Below are 18,861 nucleotides of genomic sequence, written 5' to 3'. Positions count from 1 at the left end.
CACGGTTAAAAAAATATAAATTTAAAATATCATGAAAAGAAAAATATATTATATATGGTTTTTGGCCCTAGGGCTCTTGACCCATTCCTGCTCCGATTCACTCGATGAGGAATTGGTAACCGACGTCTCGGCAGCATCCTACTATACTACGGAAAAAGGACTTGAAGATGCCGTTAAAGCAACTTACTCCTTCTTAAAACCCTTTTATGGACAAGAGATGGGCTTTGCGATGACTACTTTTGGAACAGACATCTGGACAAACGGTGCAGATGGTGGCCATAAAGTTTTCAACTTTTACGATACCGGGCTTAACAGTGCCGAGAGTTATGTGCAGCAATCTTGGGCCACTTGGTACAGGGGAATAAACCAAGCCAATGGTGTTATCAATCGTTCTGCAGATGTAGACATGGATGAAACGCAGAAAAACCTGCGAATAGCGGAGGTCCGTTTTTTAAGGGCATTGTATTATTTTCAAGTAGTGACTACATTTGGTGATGCCCATCTTAGCTTGGAGGAAACCGAAGGCGTACAAGTCGAGGCCAATAAGACTGCCCAAGCAGAAATTTATAGCCAAGCCATTATACCTGACCTGGAATTTGCAATTGGCAACCTTCCCAACTCACAGTCGGACTACGGACGAGCTACCAAGGCTGCCGCAGAATTCCTTTTAGGGAAAGCATTATTGACACGCAGCTACACCTCATTTGCAGATGGCAATGACGCATCTAGAGCGGAAACACTTTTCAGTAACGTCATCGACAATTATGGCTTTTCCCTATTGGATAACTATGCCGATCTATGGGATATTACAAATGAAGGGAATAGTGAAATGGTCTTTGTAATATCTAATTCCAAGGCACAGGTAGATAGCGATATTGACCCTTATGGTCACCGTGGGCACTTATATTTCCTTATGGAATATGACGTTAGGCGTGGAATGACCAGAGATACCGAAAATGGCAGACCATGGAAAAGACACCGCCCTACGGATTTTATGCTTACCCTATGGGATAGAGACATAGATACGCGCTATGACGCTTCGTTTAAACATGTATGGTACGCCAATAAGAATGAACCAGCTACTGAAGCCAGTGGAAGTGAACCAGCAAGGGCGGCCTTATCTATTGGTGATACGGCCATTTATATTCCAGGTCCTGGAAAGGATATGGATTGGCCACAATCGTTGCAGGACACCAAGCCCTATATAGTTATTACCAACGAGGAATATTCTGAAAGGTTATTTCCTTCCATGAACAAATGGATAGACCCAACCCGACCTGATCGTCAGAAAGTAAATGGGCAACGAGATTTTATCTTAATGAGATTGGGTGATGCCTATCTGCTGCGTGCAGAAGCAAGACTACAACAAAGTGATCCTTCCGGTGCTGCACAAGATATTAATGTTGTGAGAATGCGGGCAGCCGTACCAGGACAAGAAGTGGCAAGTCAGATAACCGCAAGTGATGTAGACCTGGATTTTCTCTTGGACGAAAGAGCACGAGAGTTAACCGGCGAAGGCTGGAGATGGTGGGATCTGGCCCGTACCGGAAAATTAGTGGAACGCACTAGGATGCACAATCCAGGCGCTGCTCCCAACATACAGGATTATCATGTGGTAAGACCTATTCCACAGGAACAAATAGACAGGACCTTAGGAGGTTATCCACAAAATCCCGGATATCCACAATAATAAGTTGTTTAAATTAAGTCCATTTAATAAGACCTCCAACATGGAGGTCTTATTTTTTATGGCAAGTCTTTTTTATTTAAAAGTTGAAAAAGCTTCCAATGTTAGGCGTCTATATAGATTCGCAGTTCTCTTGAACAATAATTTCAACAGGGACATCCATGCTTAAGTCCGAAGAATCATTCTCGGTAAGAAATTTAAACATTCCCTTAATAGCGGTATATCCTTGAAATTCAGGCTTTTGATTGATCAAAAAATCAATTTCATGTTTTCGCAGACATTCCAGATTATCTTGATGAAGATCAAAACCCACAACAGATACATTGGAAACATTATAGGCCTTTAAAATATTGGGCACTAGGTAGGACCTTGCATTGGTAACAAAGATTCCCTTGGGTCTTTGATCCGCAAATATATTTTCAATTTCGGAATTAACTTCAAAGGGCCTATCAATAGGGTGATTAATAGTGATTATTGGAATATCCCTATCGTTGAAATTTGTTCCGAAAAATTCTCTAAATCCATTTTCCCTTTGTTGGTTATTGGCGTGCAGTCCCCTTTCCGTTACCATATTGATAACAAAATAGATTCCATCACTGCCAACCAGCCCATGTAAAAGCCTGGCCCCCACCATTCCAGCCTTATGTGAATTCTGACGAATAAAATAGGATGAATGGTCCAATTTGACCTCAGTGTCCAAAAAAACTATGGGCATATTATGGGCTTTGGCCTTGCTCAAAAGATAATTGCTTTCCATCTTAAAAAAAGGAACCGTCACCAAACCATCGTATTTTTCTTCCAAAATAGTATCACTCATTTTTACAAAGGAAAGGGAATCCGTAAAATAATAGTACTTCACCAAAATCCCCATTTCACTCAATTCTTCCACTGCCTTGTCTATACCTTTTTTGGGAAGATCCCAATAGCTCCAATTCTTGGATACTTCTGGAATGAGCACTGCAATTTTCAATTTCTTACGCGCAGCCAAATTAAGTCGACTGGCCACAGTATTCTTTTTATATCCGGTTTCTTTTATTATGGCTTTGATCTTTTCCCTTGTTGCTTTGGATACCCCCGGCCTATTGTGCAAAACCCTATCCACTGTTCCAATGGAAACGTTGGCCAGTTTGGCAATTTGTTTAATTCCGATAAGATTGTCCATAGACCGGTTTCCTTAAATTAACTATATAAGGGCATAATGAAATGGCCGCAAAATTACAACTTGATTCTAATTAAAGCTGGCTTAAAACTATTTTTTTAAAGTGTATTTCCATTTCCCTTCCTGGGTGCAATTGCAACCCAACCGGGCCTTGCAGATTGGCATTATCCATTGTATAATTCATGACTTCCTCACCATTTAACCAAACTGTGTACCTATTTTTTATGGCACGTGCCTTGATGGTATTCCAACCCTTTAATCGCAGCAACTTATTTACATTCTTCGCTTCCACGGGATAACTGGCACCTGGTACATATGGCGACCCGGTCATATCCCTTTTTAGGGAGCCGGATATGCCAATTTGTATCTGTGGGTTATTTTTATCCTCGCCCCGCATAAATATGCCGGAATCAACGTTCCCACTTATCATTTTAAAATCCAATTGTACCACAAAATCCTCATAATTTTCATTGGTCCAAAGAATGGAACCTTTTTTGCCGGAATTGTTCTTGGCTATTATCTTTCCGTTCTTGACAGTCCACTCCCCTCCATCCGGAATTTTCCAAGATTCCAACGTTTTGCCGTTGAACAAGCTGTACATGGTTGTCCTTTCAGAATTCTGGGCTACTATTTCACCTCCAAAACTTAGGAAAAGCAATAAAATCGAAATATATTTCATATTCGTGTTATTGGTTTTTGCTAAAATCTGAAAAATATCCGTTAATTGAATCCTCAGAAAGTTGATCGCCATTGTGAACCAAAATGGTGTATTTAAAAGTAACGGAATCCCCTTTGGGAAGAGAGAAATTTAATTTTTCCTTTCCATCCGAAAATACCTCCTGTCCCAATGGATTGGCCGCAAAAAGTCCGTAACCGCGGGCATGCCAATATGTAGGATACCCAACATTACCGGGATGATCCATTATGGTTACCGAAACAGGCTCATCCGCAATCTTTCCGTATAAAGTAGTCCATTTGGCCCTAGTACCCCAGGCCTCTTCTCCCGTCTTTCCTTCGCTGGTCAAATAATTGCCATTAACCCCTTCGTTGTTCAAAACCTTGACTTCCGTCGGTATCCCATTGGCATCCATAAATATATCGGGTCGATCTGAAGGAAGCTCCAGCCCCCTAGTTACCCTGATGGCAATCATTCCCTCTTTATTGTCCTTAAAGGATACATCTTCCAAGGCTTTCAGGGTAGTGGTTCTAACAATCTTTCTAGTATCCCCGCTTTGACTAAAATTGAATTCGGTCGTTTCATCCAAGAGCGATGTACCATCGAAGGTATCCCAAGTTGCTTTGGCAACCAAGGTTCCATTATCAGCGTTGGTCTCTACAATTTGGTTATGGGCAATGGTTCCATATTTATGTTTATCCTCTTCCTTTATGGCATAGGAATTGTTCCAAAAATCCAAGCCGTTTACATCTCCATAATTAAACCAGATCCCCACATGGTGCGGATGATCTACACGCTCTCCCTCTTGCGGTTCTATTGGGAATCCCCTGGTTATTTTTTTACCACTTTTGGTAATTACTGGGTAGAGAACCGGTTTAGGAGTTTTTCCATCGTATACGTAACTTGTAAATAAATTTCCATCTATTAGTACGTTTACCTTTTTGTTATTTTCATCTGTAGTAAAGGTGACTTGATCCATCTTGGGGGAGGGTTCTGCCACATTCGCCTTATCCACCTTGTTTTTACATGAAGGGATTAATACAAGAATCAGTAAACAACTTATGATAATTTTATTCATAATACTTCGATATTAGGATTAATACTTAAAAACCGTGTCTCCGGCCAAAACATCCTGAGCACTTTCATCGAACGTAGATTTTAATCCTGTCCTCAAGGCTGCCGTGGTCATAATATTGGCAATGGAATGATTATAGGCCGCGTCTATTGGACCATTTGTTTCCTTTCTGCTTCTTACACATTCCATCCAATTCAACATATGCAAAGAGGTCATATTATCTGCACCGGTATCTGCAGAGGTGACCACTTGTACAGCGCTATCCGATAGATCAAATTCTGGCAATTGATTTTCCTTCATTCCCATTTTATTGGCATGGGAAGCTTTTAATCCACCATTGGGACTCACCTTATTGGTGTCCAAGTTTAATTCTCCCCCATTGGAATAGTAGATTTCCTTGGTTCCTCCAGCAGAATTGGTAAACCTGGAAGAATATACCACTTGGAAACCTTTGGAGAGATCATCCGAAGGGCCATAATCGAATACTGCTGTCATGGTATCGTAATTCTTTCTTCCGTCTTTCCAAAGATAGATTCCACCGTTAGCTGCAACGCTCCTTGGATGGTTAAGACCTGTAAACCAGTGTACTGTATCAATCTGATGGGACATCCATTGTCCTGGAATGCCCGAAGAAAAAGGCCAAAACAATCTATACTCCAAATACTTTCTAGGGTCCCATTCCTCATAAGGTCGGTTCATTAAATAACGCTTCCAGTCGGTATCCGATTCTTTGATCTGACTTGTTAATTCGGGCAAGCGCCATCTGTCAGGTTGATTTACGTTCCAACTCATTTCAACCATTACGATATCACCAAATTTACCCGATTTAATATAGTCGTTGGCTGCGTGGTAATTTTTCCCGCTTCGCCTTTGGGAACCAATTTGAAATACGATTCCCGAATCTTGGACTGCCTTTTTACCTACCCTCGCATCATCCATAGTTTCGGCAAAAGGTTTTTCCACATAAACATCCTTTTTTGCATTGGCAGCTTGCACGGTGTGCAAGGCATGTTGGAAATCTGGAGTGGAGATTATGACGGCATCAATTTTATTTTCGTCATACATTTCGTCATGGTTTCTCCAAATCCTCATCTTTTCCCCGGTCTTTTCCTTTAGAAAAGCAGCTCCTTCATCCCTTCTGCGGTTCCAAATATCGGAAACCCCAACAATTTCAAAGTTCTGTTTTTTGTGATGGCCAAGGAATGCTGGTATCAATGCCCCTTTGGCCCTATTGGAGAACCCTGCTATACCTACCCTTACCCGGTCGTTGGCACCAATGATCTTACTGTAACTTTTGGCACTCATTGAATTTATTCCTAAGGCTATGCCCCCTGAGGCCAAAGCCGTTTTCTTAATAAAATTTCTACGTCCCTCACTCATAATCCTTATATTTTGAATTGAACCTAATTTAAAACTCACGTACTTTTATACTTCTAAAAGAAACATTGTCCCCATGATCCTGTAACAGGATCAAACCTTCTGGGATAACCCCAAAATTCTCCCATTTTTCGTATTTGCTTTTTTCCACCAATGCCTTAAACGTTTGACTAAACCTGTCAAATTCCACCACCTTCACATTATTAAGCCAATGCTCAACATGCCCGTCCTTAACAACAATACGCGCATTGTTCCATTTATTTATCCCATTAAAGTTCTTGCCCCTAGAGTTTTCCAAGTTCTCTGCACGGATAAGATCATATAGAGACCCCACGGTCCTATTACCATTTTTTCCCATTTTTGCATCTGGATGCTCCTTATCGTCCAATACTTGAAATTCCAGACCAATGGCCGAACCCTCGCCCTTATTAAGCTCAGGATCTACAAAATATTTAATCCCGCTATTGGCACCTTTGGTCAATTTAAAATCTACACTTAACTCAAAATTGCTAAAAGCGGCCGTTGTTACAATATCCCCTCCATTACGGGACTCGGCACCACCAGATGAAAGAACACTTAAAGTACCATCTTCCATTACCCAACCTTTCTCTGGAAAAGCATCCAGTTTGGCACCTCGCCAGCCTTCCGTAGTTTTTCCATTCCATAACAATCGCCATCCCTTTCTAACTTCATTTGGGGTAAGCTGATTTTGTAAATAGCTTATTTCCGGGGCATATAGGGCCACATTATTACGCTCCTTTTCCAGATCGGAAGTTTTGATCCTTATATTCTTCCATTTCACTATTTTACCTTCTAAATCTTCTTGGTGAATTGAATGAACCTGAAAAGCAATAAATCCGCTTGCGGTAACATCATCTACAAGATTTGCACACTGTATTCCGTTTATCCAAGTCCTTATATTGTTACCGATGGCTTCAATTCTATAATGATTCCATTCCCCAGGCTTAAAAGCATTTTGCCCCTGACTGTTTCTGGATAAGGGATATAACCATCCGCGTCTTGCCTCGTCATAAATTCCACCAGCCCATTTTCTATCGCTGGTTTCAATTTCACATTGGTATCCATGTACCCTTCCATCCATATATTCGGGAAGGCTCAAACTTCTAAATTGTACTCCGGAATTAAGTCCGTTTTCCACAAACACGTCAAACTCTAAAATAAAATCGCCATAGGCCTTTTTTGTGGCCATAAAACTATTGGGAGTGTTCAATCGGGAAGTCCCTATCATTTCCCCTTTTTCAATTTTATATTTTGCATTCCCGTTCAATTGTTCAAAATTGGAAAAGTCCTTTCCATTAAAGAGCATCTCCCAGCCATCTTGGCCATATGTAAGAAAAAAAGTAAATTGAAGGAGTAAAACCAAGAATATCCTAGTTGAATTATTATTAGTCATAAGTTTAAATTATTATTTTCGTTAACGTTAACGAAAATAGGGAATTAAGTTGAAACACCAACAGATTAATTCACAATTTCATAAATAAAATTTAAAATAGGCCTGAAATAAGCATATATTAGGGCACATTGGTAACATATTCTAAAAATTTGAGCCTGCATGCAACTTTCCATATACCTCTATACATATAAGCGCCGCCCAACTTTGAATAATTCTCGAATTAACTTATCTTGTAAATTCAATAAATAATACCAAAACCCTATACAGAACACTTTCAATGCCCATAATCCGTTCCCATTACAACCCTCCATTCCTATTTAAAAGCGGACATTTATCCACTATATATTCGGGAATTATTAGAAAGGTAAATGGACTTGCCCAACAAAGGGAACCCCTCGAATTGGGTGACGGGGATTTTTTAGATTTGGACTGGAGCTTCTCTGCCCAACCCTCTACCGCAGTGGTAATCCTTTTACACGGTTTGGAAGGCAATGCGCAAAGGCCCTACATTACCGGTAGTGCAAAACAGTTCAATGCCAGTGGTATTGATGCCTGTGCAGTTAATTTTAGAGGTTGCAGTGGGGAATCCAATCGCCTTTTTCGATCTTATCATTCCGGGGCCACGGAAGATTTGGAAGCCGTAATTAACCACATACTGAAAGAAAAAAAATACGCTACCATTTATTTAAAGGGTTTTAGTCTTGGCGGTAATCTAGCCCTAAAATATTTGGGGGAAGGAAGGTCCGTTCCTAAGGAAATAAAAGGGGCGGTCACAGTATCTGTACCATGCAACTTGCACAGTTCACTGTTAGAACTACTGAAGCCAAAAAATATAATGTACGCCAAACGGTTTAAGAAACATCTTATTGAAAAGCTACGGGCTAAGCAACTGCTTTTTCCTAATAAAATAAGCGATCCTGATATCGCCAAGATAAACAACCTAAAGGATTTCGATGACATCTATACCAGTAGGGCACATGGATTTAAGGATGCCATTGATTATTACCAAAAATCCAGTTCACTGCAATTCATCAATGACATCAGCACTCCTACTTTGATTATAAATGCCCAAAATGATTCCTTCCTAGGGGACCAATGTTATCCTTTAAAGGAAGCCGAACAAAATAAATCAGTGCATTTCGAACTTCCCTTGTACGGAGGTCATGTTGGATTTTATCATCAAAAAAATATTACTTACACCGAAAAAAGAGCATTAAAATTCATTGAAGAATTACATTAAAATAATCTATTTCATATCTTCGTAAAATAATAAACCAAAACGATGAGAAAATTAATTATCCCTTTGGTCTTAGCTGGATTAATCATCAGCTGTGGCGAAAAAAAAGAAGAAAAGAAGGAAGGTTTTGAAATGAACCGTGCCAAAAAAGAAGTGAAAGCGGAACCTGTAAGTGAGGGAGTCCCCGTAGACATGGACAACAAAGGTGTTGGCCCTATCAAATCCGTAACATTTGCAGATGAAATAGATACGGACTTGGCTGCAAAAGGCCAAAAAACATTCAGTACCATTTGTGTGGCTTGCCATATGGCCGAGCAACGTTTAATTGGACCGGCACTAAAAGGTGTTTTTGAAAGAAGAAGTCCGGAATGGGTTATGAACATGATCTTAAACCCTGATGGCATGCTTAAGGAAGATCCTATAGCTCAAGCCTTATTAAAGGAGTATAACAATGCTATAATGCTCAACCAGAATCTTTCGGAAGAGGATGCACGTGCGGTAGCAGAGTATTTAAGGACCTTATAGTATAAAATACTCAATATAAAAAAGCGTTTGTATCACCCTAAGAATTGATACAAACGCTTTTCTTTTATAATATCACTCTTACTCTAGGACATATAGTTAGATTGAGCCTACACCTTGTCCACAACGACCTTATAGGTAGGATCTTCGATAACATTTACGTCTATGATCTCATCCGCATTCTCCAATAACCTAATACAGTCCCGACTTAAATGTTTCAGGTGCACTTTCTTCCCTACCTTGGCATAGCGCTCGGTTAATTTGTTCAAAGCTTCAATACCCGACATATCCGCCACTCTACTTTCCTTAAAATCAATAATTATTTCACTGGGATCGTTGTGTATATCAAACTTCTCCGCAAAGGCAGTAGTTGATCCAAAAAACAAAGGTCCGTATATTTCATAATGCTTAACCCCGTTTTCATCAGTAGATTTTCTAGCCCTAATACGTTTGGCATTTTCCCAGGAATAGGCCAAGGCAGAAATAATTACCCCGAACAAAACGGCAACGGCTAAATTATGGGTAATGGCCGTAATCAAGGTCACCAAAACCATTACAACAACATCTGAGGTAGGCATCTTTCTAAATGTCTTAAAACTTGCCCACTCAAAAGTCCCTATAGCCACCATAAACATCAATCCAACCAAAGCGGCCATGGGCAATTGCTCAATTAAATTGGAGCCGAACATAATAAATACCAACAACATTACGGCAGCGGTAATTCCAGACAAGCGGGCCCTAGCTCCAGCAGAGGTATTGATCAAACTTTGTCCGATCATAGCGCATCCTCCCATCCCTGATAAAAATCCGGAGAATATATTGGCGGTCCCCTGCGCTATACATTCCTTATTTCCACTTCCGCGAGTATCTGTAATTTCGTCTATTATATTTAGGGTAAGCAAACTCTCTATTAAACCAACACCGGCCACAATAGCCGCAAAAGGAAATATTATTTTAAAGGTTTCCAATGTAAATGGAATGTTGGGTATGGACAAAGGAGGAAATCCACCTTTAATAGACTCTCCTTCGGCCATGGTATCCGCAACCGTTAGCGTATCTATACCAAATCCCAAAACTATTGCGGAAACCACTACGATTGCCAATAAGGAAGAGGGTATTGCCTTTGTTATTTTTGGAAAGCCCCAAATGATCACCATTGTTAAAAGCGTTAATCCCAACATAGTCCAAAACGGAATCCCGGATAACAACTCTGAAGTTCCCTTAACATAAAAATTAGGGAATTGTGCCATAAAAATAATAATGGCAAGTCCGTTAACAAACCCGAACATCACCGGATGTGGCACCAAGCGTATAAATTTTCCCAATTTTAGAACTCCTGCCATTATTTGCAATAGTCCGGCAATGATTACGGTAGCAAATACATAATTCAAAATTGTTTCTGGAGTAATCCCAGGGAAAGTACTCTTTAATTCTAAAATTAATCCGATGAATATAACTGCCACGGCCCCAGTAGCACCTGAGATCATTCCTGGCCTACCTCCTAAAATAGAAGTGATCAATGCCAAGACAAAGGCGGCATAAAGTCCTGTCAGGGGAGAAAACCCTGGAATCAGAGCAAAAGCAATAGCTTCGGGAACCAAAGCCAGAGCAACGGTCAAACCAGATAATATCTCGGTCTTATAATCTACTTTTTGTTTAAAATCGAATAGATTTAAATACTTCTTCACGTCTTTATTTTTAAAGGCGCAAAAATAGTCCATTTTTCTTGTTTAGACAGCCATAATATGCCTAAATGTGACATTTACAACAAATTACCACTTTGAAAGCCCTAAGAGTTTCCTGCCCAATTCAGTCAGATGGGCCGACTTATATTTGGTCCGTTCCCAATTTCTTGGGTCACCTGGAAAGGCATAACCTTCTGGTGCCAACCTATTCTTCCATGAATTGATACGCCAAGCCAGGAGTGACTCATTATCCTCTTCTGCAGGCATCATGGAAATATATTGTGCAATACGAACTTTGTCCTTTGATAAATTAGGTCTTATTCCATGAGGTAGCGTACTATTAAAAATCAAAAGATCGCCGGTCTCCATTTTTACCTTTACGATTTGTTCCTGCAAATTGGCCACATCAGGTTTAAAGCGGTCCCTATCCTTTGGCTGGTCTAATTTCCATGAATCATAATTTCGGTACAACCATGGTATGCATTGAAATCCCCCCATATTTTCATCTGTCTGATCCGCCAGTGCCAATACTCCCTGCACATTTTGTGGTCTTGTTTCGGGATCATAATCCCAATGTATGAATCCTTTTTGTCCAAATCCAGGGCGATTGGGAAAGTTTAGATTGGCCCTGTCTATTGTTACCCAAAGTTTTTCTGTCCCCCAAATATCTACAAAGGCATCATAAATTCTTTTTTGTTGTCTATTGTTCCAGAGATGTTGATGGTTATACACCTCCACCATTCCCGTACCCGTTAATTCCTTCATTTTCATTACTGCCCTTGGGACAGTATACCAAGTGTCCGGGTTTTCAGGGTCTTTTTCTTCAAATTCCCATAAAAATTGTGCAGTTTCTTTTGCTTGGTCCTTATTAATGGCATTTTTGACAACGACATACCCATTGTGCTTCCAGAATTTCCAATCATCCTCGCTCAACACACCTAAAGGCTTTCCATTACTTCTATCGTTCAAAGTTATTTTGCTCGTGGTAGAGGTGGAAGGGTTCCCCGGAATCTTGGAATGGAGGTTCTTATTTGCTGGATCGGTATACTTGGATTTCATCCCTTAGCTTTTTATGGTCTCGAACGATACCTTAAATTAAGGAATTTAATTGAATAAACTTTTGATAGGTCTCAAAAGGATTTTGCCTTAGCAAATGCGTCACTTACGGCACCGTCGTAAAATAAAAAACCGCCCTAGGCAATTACTCCAAGACGGTCTTTAACTAAATAACCAACCAAAAACTTCTTTATATCGGTACCGCAAAATATTACGGCGATGATTATATCTTTCTTTTTCTGACCACCTTCATGGTCCCATATTCGGTTTTTGCCCTCTTCTTATCGGATTCCGATATCCCAGATTTCAAATAGGTAATAAATCCCTTTCCCCTAAACTTGTATACCGTTCCACTCTTGGAGTGATACAGCTCTATGGTACTATCATTAATAACGTACAACTCAAAGTAATCATTGCCCATGAAATCATAATCCAGTGTTAAAGTTTTAAGCGTTTCATCGTTATAAACATCAAACAGGGAATACTCACCACGGTAATCCCATAAAATGTCGTCCAAATGCATCCCGCTGGGGTCTACAGAGGAACTAAACCTATTTCTGTTGCCGTCATTGTAGAATTGCAAGTAGTTTTCCGAATCAAAATCGTCCAATAGCCCTTCTTCACTAGTAGCTATCTTTTCCCAAACATCATATTCCTGCAATAAATATTGAATATTGTCATAGAATACCATATCGTAATCAAAGTTATTTCTCTGATATCCCTCCAAAAAATAGGACGTTTGGCTGTTGGAGTCATATAATTCAATGGTATTGTGATCCACAACGAATACCTCAAAGCTCCAATATCCATCAACATTATGATTTATTTGCAGCCTCCCGTTAGCAGTATTAAAATACCCAACATCCAATCCAAATCCGTTGCCTGCCTTACCTATACCCACTATATTATTATTGGCAAAAAGGGTTTCATCCATAAATGAGACAGTAAATGCACGTTGCAGAAAAGGAACCTCCCCATTACCGTCCGTAGCATTGATATCCACATACCAGATTTCGTAGGAATTTAATAAGGTCCGAATATTTAGAACTGGTTCTTCAATAAATTCGTCCCCAACAATAACCTCGGTGTAACAACCTGTTGCCAAAATAGCAAGGGTTAAAGTTGTAAGAAGGAGTTTTATAGCTCTCATATCATTTAGATTGATGTTACTTATTCATGTAAAACAATCATTGTGCCAATAACACTAGCTATTGATTATCAAATAATTAAGGTGTCATAAGTACAATCATACTTAGAGGGTCAAACTTATAGCTTCCCAACTTGGTTCAGAACCTTATTCAAATGGTATTGAATTCTAGTTTTGAATCTCCAAAAAACAGTCCTACATTGCCAGGGATTTAGTTCAACAATGCGCTTTTCAGTATTAATTATGGAAAGTTTATGGGCCATTGATGTTTTTGAATAAGTTAAAACCATAATTATTGGGTATTGGATAAAGAACAAGAAATATTATTTAAATGAAAAACAATATTAAGTTTGCAATGTTGGGTGGTGGTAGCTGGGCAACAGCCATTGTTAAGATGTTGACAGAGAATGCCGATGTGGTAAACTGGTATATGCGCAATACGGATGCCATTGAACATATTAAGACACAGAAGCACAATCCCAATTACCTTAGTTCTGTAGAATTTCATACGGACCAATTGAACCTTACAGACGACATTAACAAGGCCGTTGCTGATGCCGATGTACTTATTTTTGCAATTCCCTCCGCTTTTTTGGAAAACGAATTGAAGCAATTAAAGGTTGACATTAAAGACAAAATTGTTTTTTCGGCCATTAAAGGTATTGTGCCCGAATCCAGTTTGATCGTCGGGGAACACTTTAATGCCAACTATAACATTCCATTTGAAAATATAGGGGTCATTACCGGTCCCTGCCATGCGGAAGAAGTTGCTTTGGAACGTTTATCCTATTTAACCATAGCCTGTGCCGATACCGAAAAAGCCAAATTGGTGGCCAAGCACCTCAGCAGCGACTATATAAAAACAAAAATATCGGACGATATTATTGGAACGGAATACGCTGCAATGTTAAAAAATATTTATGCCATTGCTGCCGGTATTGCCCACGGTTTGGGTTATGGAGATAATTTTCAAAGTGTGCTTATGAGCAACTCCATTAGAGAAATGAAGCGGTTTATTGGTTGGGTACATAAGATAAAGCGCAACATTAACGACTCTGCTTATTTGGGAGATCTTTTGGTGACCGGATACTCCGTATTTAGCCGTAACAGAATGTTTGGCAACATGATAGGCAAAGGCTATACGGTAAAAAGTGCCATGATGGAAATGAAAATGGTAGCCGAGGGATACTATGCCACCAATAGTGCCCATTTAATAGTTGCAAAATATAAGAAAAAATCAAAGACCCCTATCCTAAATGCCGTTTACCAAGTGCTTTATGAAAATAAAAGCCCTAAAAAGGTCTTTAAGGAACTTACCGAAAAGCTGGATTAGCATTAATAGATAAATTTCCTAAGTCCATAAAATTATTCTTTGAACGTATTCGCTAAATTCGGTCCAGCGAAAAGTTGGAATGCTCCTCCATTTCTCTCTCCAAGGTCTCCCGATAGGTGTTGATTACCTCATCATTAAGCTTAAATACGGTTCTGAACTCCGCCAATATGGGTTCCATCAAACTTCTAATGCTATCGATATCAAAGTATAATCTTCCGGTTCTTCTTATAAAGAAATCCATTGGAGTTTGTACCATTTCATTTTCTATGGCAAACTTTAGCTCGGCTTTTGCCATACCCAACATATGATCATCTGCTTTCTGTTTTGCGTAGTATTGTAATATTGTTTCGGTCTGCTTTCCATAATTAGTTACCAAATACCAGGCGTCATATTTAGAAAATCCCTCAGGGGCCAACCTTTCTTGGATTTCGGCAATATATTTCTTAACGTATTTATACTTTTTAAAATCGTTACCACATAAAGGTATATGCTCCGTATCCGAATCCTTGACACTAATCCCATATTCTTCCTCCATTTTTTTGGCTACTCTGTTCACCACTCGCTCTGCCATTTTACGATACCCCGTAAGCTTCCCCCCAGCAATACTTATGAGACCGGTATCCGAAGTAAAAATTTCATCTTTTCGGGATAGTTCAGAGGCCGACTTGCCTTCTTCGTGTATAAGTGGGCGCAATCCTGCCCATGAAGAGATAATATCTTCCATTTCCAAATTTATCTTTGGAAACATATTATTTACGGCAGATATTAAATAAATAGCATCGGCCACATCAGTTTTTACGCTATCCTTGTTCTCATTAAAATTGGTGTCCGTGGTTCCAATATAGGTAATCTTGCCCCTTGGGATCGCGAACATCATCCGTCCATCCGGGATATCAAAATAAACGGATTGTTTTATAGGCAATTTTTCATAGGGAAAAACCAAATGTACCCCTTTGGTAAGATGCAGGCGCTTTCCTTTTTTGGAGTTGTTAATCCCCCGAAGTTCATCTACCCAAGGTCCTGCGGCACTTATTACATACTTGGATGCTATAGTGAATTCGGTATCCAAAACCGTATCTTTCACCTTAACCCCCGCAACCATATCCTCTTCATAAATAAAGTCCTTCACCTCAGCATAGTTTAACGCAATGGCGCCATGGTGAAGACTGGTCTTTATAGTCTCCATAGTAAGCCTGGCATCATCGGTCCTATATTCGGCATAATAGCCCGCTCCTTTCAAGATTTTTTTGGGCAATAAAGGTTCTAATTTCAGGGCCTCTTTCTTCTCCAACATTTTACGTTTATCATCGCCAGTCACCTGGGCCAAAATATCGTAAACCTTTAAACCTATTGAGGTAAGCCATTTACCATAAGATCCGTTTTCTATAAGCGGTAACAACATTTTCTCCGGCAAGACTAAATGAGGTGCCAAATTATGGACTATAGCTCTTTCAGAACCTACTTCCTTAACCAGCCAGAAATCAAACTGCTTTAGATATCGCAAGCCGCCATGAATCAATTTTGTTGATTTACTACTGGTTCCAGATGCAAAATCATTTTTTTCTACCAGGGCAACCTTTAAACCCCTAGATGCAGCATCCAAGGCAATCCCCCCGCCTGTAATACCGCCACCGATTACGACAAGGTCAAATACTTCCTTGGAAAGTTTATCAACGGTTTTTTTCCTATCTAAATTAGAAAATCGAATATCTTTTATCATCTATATATATTATGGGTTCGTTGGGAGTAAACTTTTTTCTATAATGTTTCTAAAGATAACTGATTATAGGTCCATATCAAAGTGCAACTGTTACTCTATCGTTATCATTATAATAACTTCATTGCCCAGAGCATCAACTGCTGTAATTCTATGCTTTCCGGGTGCGGGTGTCACTCCTATTTCGTGATAGTCTGTGGTTTGCCCAATAAATTTCTCATCCAAATACCAATAAACTGCTGTTTCCGGTTTAATATGTGCCAACTTAACTACCAATTCGTTCTTCTTTCCTTCAAAATTTCTTGCCAAGGTGATTCTACTTCCGTTACTTGGATAAATAAACTCCATAGCTGCAGTGTTGGTTTCCCTACAGTATTCCAGAAAGGGGGGCAGTGGCCTATAGGAGGGGTGTCCCTTTTTGAAATAATATTCCATCATTGGTGGCAATACAAACCAAGATTCGCTAGCTGTTTGTGACAAATCTGCGCAGGATGAATTAACCCTAAACTGCTTTTGTACTTCTAAATGCACCAATTGATGATACGGGCAGGCCTGAACGAAATTTTGCTTTTTGGGGATAGAAATTTCCGTTTTGGGACATATGTCCGTTGCCAAGTAACCGCTTTCCGAACAGACATTAATTTCCGTAAACTCATCCTCTGGTTTTTGAAACCAAGCAGATCTTGGCAGAAGATCAAACACATCAAATAAAATTGGTGCAGCACTGGTTAGCCCGGTATGATTAGGCCGTCCTTCACCGTCCGCATTACCGGCCCAAACACCAACTACGTGCCCTTCGGTAACACCAATGGCCCAAGCATCCTTATTTCCGAAACTGGTACCTGTTTTCCAAGCTATCTGTTTGGAGGAATCAAAAAACTCCCAAGATTCATTCCCCTCCGGCCTGTTTACTTTTTTCATGGCCTCAAAGGTCAGATAGATGCTAGCTGCGTCAAAAATAGTTTCTACAGTTGACTTTACACCAAAATCGACCATGGTATCCACTGTTAGAATGGGTTCTACAAATTCCTTGGTATAATACTCACTTGAGGTTAGATTAAAATGATTTATTGTAGAAGCCAAGGAGGCATAGGTTTTACACAAATCCCATAGATTGGTTTCAGCGCCACCAAGAATTAAGGTTAGTCCATAATGATCGGCAGACTTATTAAGGCCCCTTAAATTAAACAGATCCAGTTGGTCCCTAAATTTTTCCAGACCGTAGGATCGCAAAAGTCGCACTGCCGGAATATTAAGGGACTTGGCCAAGGCCTTGTCCGCCTCCACGGCCCCACTATAAGTCTCGTTGAAGTTCTCCGGGGCATAACCCGCTATTTGAGTTGGAACGTCCGGTATTAGCATACCGGGCAACAATTCTCCAGCATTCATCATGGCCGTGTACAATAAAGGTTTAAGAACACTCCCCGTGCTCCTATTGGCCTGTACCATATCTACATCCTTTTCGTGTTCCCTATCCGTTGGGGTGTTACCTACGTATGACAGCACCTTACGTGTTTTAACATCCATCACCATAACTGCCGTATTGTAAACCTGATTCTGTTTCAGGTTTTTGTAATGCCTATCTACAACGCTATTGACACTCGCTTGCAGATTCCCATCCAAATGGGTCAAAATTCTCTTTCCTTTATTTATTTTAGACAAGTATTGCACCACATGAGGTGCGGTATCCGGTAAAGGAAAAGGCTTTTTAGGCAATTCCTCCAAAAGTGAAAGCTGGTAGGTAGTACTATCTATATAATTGTTCTTCAGCAATTTGTTCAGCAACCTATTTCTTTTGTTTCGCAGTTTTGTTTGATTTTTCCCTGGGTAAATCAAACTTGGGGCATTGGGCAATACGGCCAAAGTAGCCGCTTCGGCCCATGACATTTGATTTGGCTGCATCCCAAAATAGCGCCACGCCGCCGCCTCCAGTCCTACCACATTCCCACCAAATGGAGCATGGCTGGCATACAGTTTTAAAATATGTTTCTTGGAAAAACGCAACTCCAATCTAGTTGCCAAAACCAGTTCCCTGATTTTTTCCCAGTAGGTCCGTTTTTTGCGGTTGCGAGACAAACGTATCACCTGCTGGGTAAGGGTACTGCCCCCTCTCACCGTTTTCCCTGCCAGAAGATTTGCTAGTAAAGCCTTGCTTATGGAAACAGGATTAAAACCGGGGTGTTGATAAAAATGGGCGTCTTCAAAATTTAAAATACAAGTCTCAAATTTGTAAGGAACACTATCCACTACCGGGAATCTCCACTGCCCGTCCTCTGCAATCAATGCTCCCAGAAGCTTACCAGAATTACTCTCAACAACGGTGGCATGGGGAGTTTGGAACAATTGTTTTGGCAAACAGAAATAATAGCTGATCAACAGTAGGCTTAGGACAATCAACTTTTTAGGATGCTCTTGAATTAGTCCCTTCAACCTTTGAAAGATTGTTTCTCCTTTAACTGGATCCCTATCCGTTTCCAAATTCATATTCCCTTTCTACCATACAAATACGCACTTTATACCATTTGTACCATTCTTCCCTACCTTTTTTTTGGGCAAACAAATGATCCGCCTGCATTTTCCAATCCGCTATTGCAGCCAGACTTTCCCAATAACTTACACTAATCCCTATTTGATCCCTAGCACTTTCAAAGCCTAGAAAACCTGCCTGTTTTTTGGCCAATGACTCCATCTGTTGGGCCATTTCCGTATACCCCCGATCATCTTGCGTAGTAATTGATGAAAATATTACGGCGTAATAGGGCTTTTTAAGTTCCAT

15 protein-coding genes are annotated in these 18,861 nt (G+C 40.1%); 4 read left to right on the top strand and 11 right to left on the bottom strand.

From position 1 onward, the window contains the following. Window positions 1–31 precede the first annotated feature (31 nt). Window positions 32–1,690: a RagB/SusD family nutrient uptake outer membrane protein gene (locus MWU84_RS01765; protein ID WP_246897531.1), complete on the top strand. Its 1,659-nt coding sequence runs from the start codon at window positions 32–34 to the stop codon at window positions 1,688–1,690. A 109-nt stretch (window positions 1,691–1,799) separates the two neighbouring features. Here the strand turns inward: MWU84_RS01765 and MWU84_RS01760 are convergent, their stop codons facing one another. The 5 genes from MWU84_RS01760 to MWU84_RS01740 form a co-directional block, all read right to left on the bottom strand. Then, window positions 1,800–2,849 (bottom strand): LacI family DNA-binding transcriptional regulator, encoded by a 1,050-nt coding sequence (locus MWU84_RS01760; RefSeq protein ID WP_246897529.1) that lies wholly within the window; start codon window positions 2,847–2,849, stop codon window positions 1,800–1,802. 70 nt (window positions 2,850–2,919) lie between these two features. Then, window positions 2,920–3,525 carry a DUF1080 domain-containing protein gene (locus tag MWU84_RS01755; protein WP_246897527.1) on the bottom strand — a complete coding sequence of 202 codons (606 nt, stop codon included), beginning with the start codon at window positions 3,523–3,525 and terminating at the stop codon, window positions 2,920–2,922. A 7-nt stretch (window positions 3,526–3,532) separates the two neighbouring features. Further along, complete coding sequence (locus tag MWU84_RS01750) at window positions 3,533–4,600, bottom strand: PmoA family protein (protein WP_246897525.1); 1,068 nt, start codon at window positions 4,598–4,600, stop codon at window positions 3,533–3,535. Between the two features lie 18 nt (window positions 4,601–4,618). Further along, window positions 4,619–5,977, bottom strand: a complete 1,359-nt coding sequence (locus tag MWU84_RS01745) for a Gfo/Idh/MocA family oxidoreductase (protein WP_246897522.1) — start codon at window positions 5,975–5,977, stop codon at window positions 4,619–4,621. A gap of 28 nt (window positions 5,978–6,005) precedes the next feature. Then, the gene (locus tag MWU84_RS01740) at window positions 6,006–7,388 is read right to left on the bottom strand and encodes a DUF1080 domain-containing protein (RefSeq protein ID WP_246897520.1); all 1,383 of its coding nucleotides are present in this window, start codon (window positions 7,386–7,388) and stop codon (window positions 6,006–6,008) included. Window positions 7,389–7,665: 277 nt separating this feature from the next. On the opposite strand from MWU84_RS01740, the gene MWU84_RS01735 reads away from it, so the two are divergent. Together MWU84_RS01735 and MWU84_RS01730 are read left to right on the top strand one after the other, a co-directional pair. Then, window positions 7,666–8,628: an alpha/beta fold hydrolase gene (locus MWU84_RS01735; RefSeq protein WP_246897517.1), complete on the top strand. Its 963-nt coding sequence runs from the start codon at window positions 7,666–7,668 to the stop codon at window positions 8,626–8,628. Between the two features lie 42 nt (window positions 8,629–8,670). Beyond that, window positions 8,671–9,150 carry a cytochrome c gene (locus MWU84_RS01730; protein ID WP_246897516.1) on the top strand — a complete coding sequence of 160 codons (480 nt, stop codon included), beginning with the start codon at window positions 8,671–8,673 and terminating at the stop codon, window positions 9,148–9,150. Window positions 9,151–9,257: 107 nt separating this feature from the next. Here MWU84_RS01730 and MWU84_RS01725 read toward each other — a convergent pair whose 3' ends face one another. From MWU84_RS01725 to MWU84_RS01715, 3 genes are all read right to left on the bottom strand, one after another. After that, a complete protein-coding gene (locus MWU84_RS01725; RefSeq protein WP_246897514.1) occupies window positions 9,258–10,835 on the bottom strand; it encodes a SulP family inorganic anion transporter in 1,578 nt (525 codons plus the stop codon). A gap of 84 nt (window positions 10,836–10,919) precedes the next feature. Next, window positions 10,920–11,891, bottom strand: coding sequence for a phytanoyl-CoA dioxygenase family protein (locus MWU84_RS01720; RefSeq protein WP_246897512.1), 972 nt, complete (start codon window positions 11,889–11,891; stop codon window positions 10,920–10,922). A gap of 220 nt (window positions 11,892–12,111) precedes the next feature. Continuing rightward, window positions 12,112–13,038 (bottom strand): nicotinic acid mononucleotide adenyltransferase, encoded by a 927-nt coding sequence (locus MWU84_RS01715; RefSeq protein ID WP_246897509.1) that lies wholly within the window; start codon window positions 13,036–13,038, stop codon window positions 12,112–12,114. 328 nt (window positions 13,039–13,366) lie between these two features. Between MWU84_RS01715 and MWU84_RS01710 the strand changes: the two genes are divergently transcribed. Further along, window positions 13,367–14,368 (top strand): NAD(P)H-dependent glycerol-3-phosphate dehydrogenase, encoded by a 1,002-nt coding sequence (locus tag MWU84_RS01710; protein WP_246897507.1) that lies wholly within the window; start codon window positions 13,367–13,369, stop codon window positions 14,366–14,368. Between the two features lie 52 nt (window positions 14,369–14,420). Here MWU84_RS01710 and MWU84_RS01705 read toward each other — a convergent pair whose 3' ends face one another. The 3 genes from MWU84_RS01705 to MWU84_RS01695 all read right to left on the bottom strand — a co-directional run bounded on the left by MWU84_RS01705 (window position 14,421) and on the right by MWU84_RS01695 (window position 18,861). Beyond that, window positions 14,421–16,088 carry a glycerol-3-phosphate dehydrogenase/oxidase gene (locus MWU84_RS01705; protein ID WP_246897505.1) on the bottom strand — a complete coding sequence of 556 codons (1,668 nt, stop codon included), beginning with the start codon at window positions 16,086–16,088 and terminating at the stop codon, window positions 14,421–14,423. Window positions 16,089–16,178: 90 nt separating this feature from the next. Further along, window positions 16,179–18,569, bottom strand: a complete 2,391-nt coding sequence (gene pbpC / locus MWU84_RS01700; protein WP_246897503.1) for a penicillin-binding protein 1C — start codon at window positions 18,567–18,569, stop codon at window positions 16,179–16,181. Beyond that, entirely contained in the window at window positions 18,550–18,861 is a 312-nt protein-coding gene (locus MWU84_RS01695; protein WP_246897501.1) for an antibiotic biosynthesis monooxygenase, read from the bottom strand. The genes pbpC and MWU84_RS01695 overlap by 20 nt, the downstream gene beginning before the upstream one ends.

Origin of the sequence: Arenibacter sp. F20364, assembly GCF_023015905.1 — a bacterium.
Taxonomy (GTDB): Bacteria; Bacteroidota; Bacteroidia; order Flavobacteriales; family Flavobacteriaceae; genus Arenibacter.
The sequence above is the reverse complement of the archived record's forward strand: the minus strand, read 5'-3'. Positions and strand labels throughout refer to the sequence as shown.

What these genes read in the sequence shown, in the direction of transcription:
- MWU84_RS01710 (WP_246897507.1), top strand. Translation starts at nt 13,367, where the DNA reads ATGAAAAACAATATTAAGTTTGCAATGTTGGGTGGTGGTAGCTGGGCA.
- pbpC (WP_246897503.1), bottom strand. Translation starts at nt 18,569, where the DNA reads ATGAATTTGGAAACGGATAGGGATCCAGTTAAAGGAGAAACAATCTTT.
- MWU84_RS01720 (WP_246897512.1), bottom strand. Translation starts at nt 11,891, where the DNA reads ATGAAATCCAAGTATACCGATCCAGCAAATAAGAACCTCCATTCCAAG.
- MWU84_RS01735 (WP_246897517.1), top strand. Translation starts at nt 7,666, where the DNA reads ATGCCCATAATCCGTTCCCATTACAACCCTCCATTCCTATTTAAAAGC.
- MWU84_RS01750 (WP_246897525.1), bottom strand. Translation starts at nt 4,600, where the DNA reads ATGAATAAAATTATCATAAGTTGTTTACTGATTCTTGTATTAATCCCT.
- MWU84_RS01745 (WP_246897522.1), bottom strand. Translation starts at nt 5,977, where the DNA reads ATGAGTGAGGGACGTAGAAATTTTATTAAGAAAACGGCTTTGGCCTCA.
- MWU84_RS01715 (WP_246897509.1), bottom strand. Translation starts at nt 13,038, where the DNA reads ATGAGAGCTATAAAACTCCTTCTTACAACTTTAACCCTTGCTATTTTG.
- MWU84_RS01765 (WP_246897531.1), top strand. Translation starts at nt 32, where the DNA reads ATGAAAAGAAAAATATATTATATATGGTTTTTGGCCCTAGGGCTCTTG.
- MWU84_RS01705 (WP_246897505.1), bottom strand. Translation starts at nt 16,088, where the DNA reads ATGATAAAAGATATTCGATTTTCTAATTTAGATAGGAAAAAAACCGTT.
- MWU84_RS01760 (WP_246897529.1), bottom strand. Translation starts at nt 2,849, where the DNA reads ATGGACAATCTTATCGGAATTAAACAAATTGCCAAACTGGCCAACGTT.
- MWU84_RS01755 (WP_246897527.1), bottom strand. Translation starts at nt 3,525, where the DNA reads ATGAAATATATTTCGATTTTATTGCTTTTCCTAAGTTTTGGAGGTGAA.
- MWU84_RS01740 (WP_246897520.1), bottom strand. Translation starts at nt 7,388, where the DNA reads ATGACTAATAATAATTCAACTAGGATATTCTTGGTTTTACTCCTTCAA.
- MWU84_RS01730 (WP_246897516.1), top strand. Translation starts at nt 8,671, where the DNA reads ATGAGAAAATTAATTATCCCTTTGGTCTTAGCTGGATTAATCATCAGC.
- MWU84_RS01695 (WP_246897501.1), bottom strand. Translation starts at nt 18,861, where the DNA reads ATGGAACTTAAAAAGCCCTATTACGCCGTAATATTTTCATCAATTACT.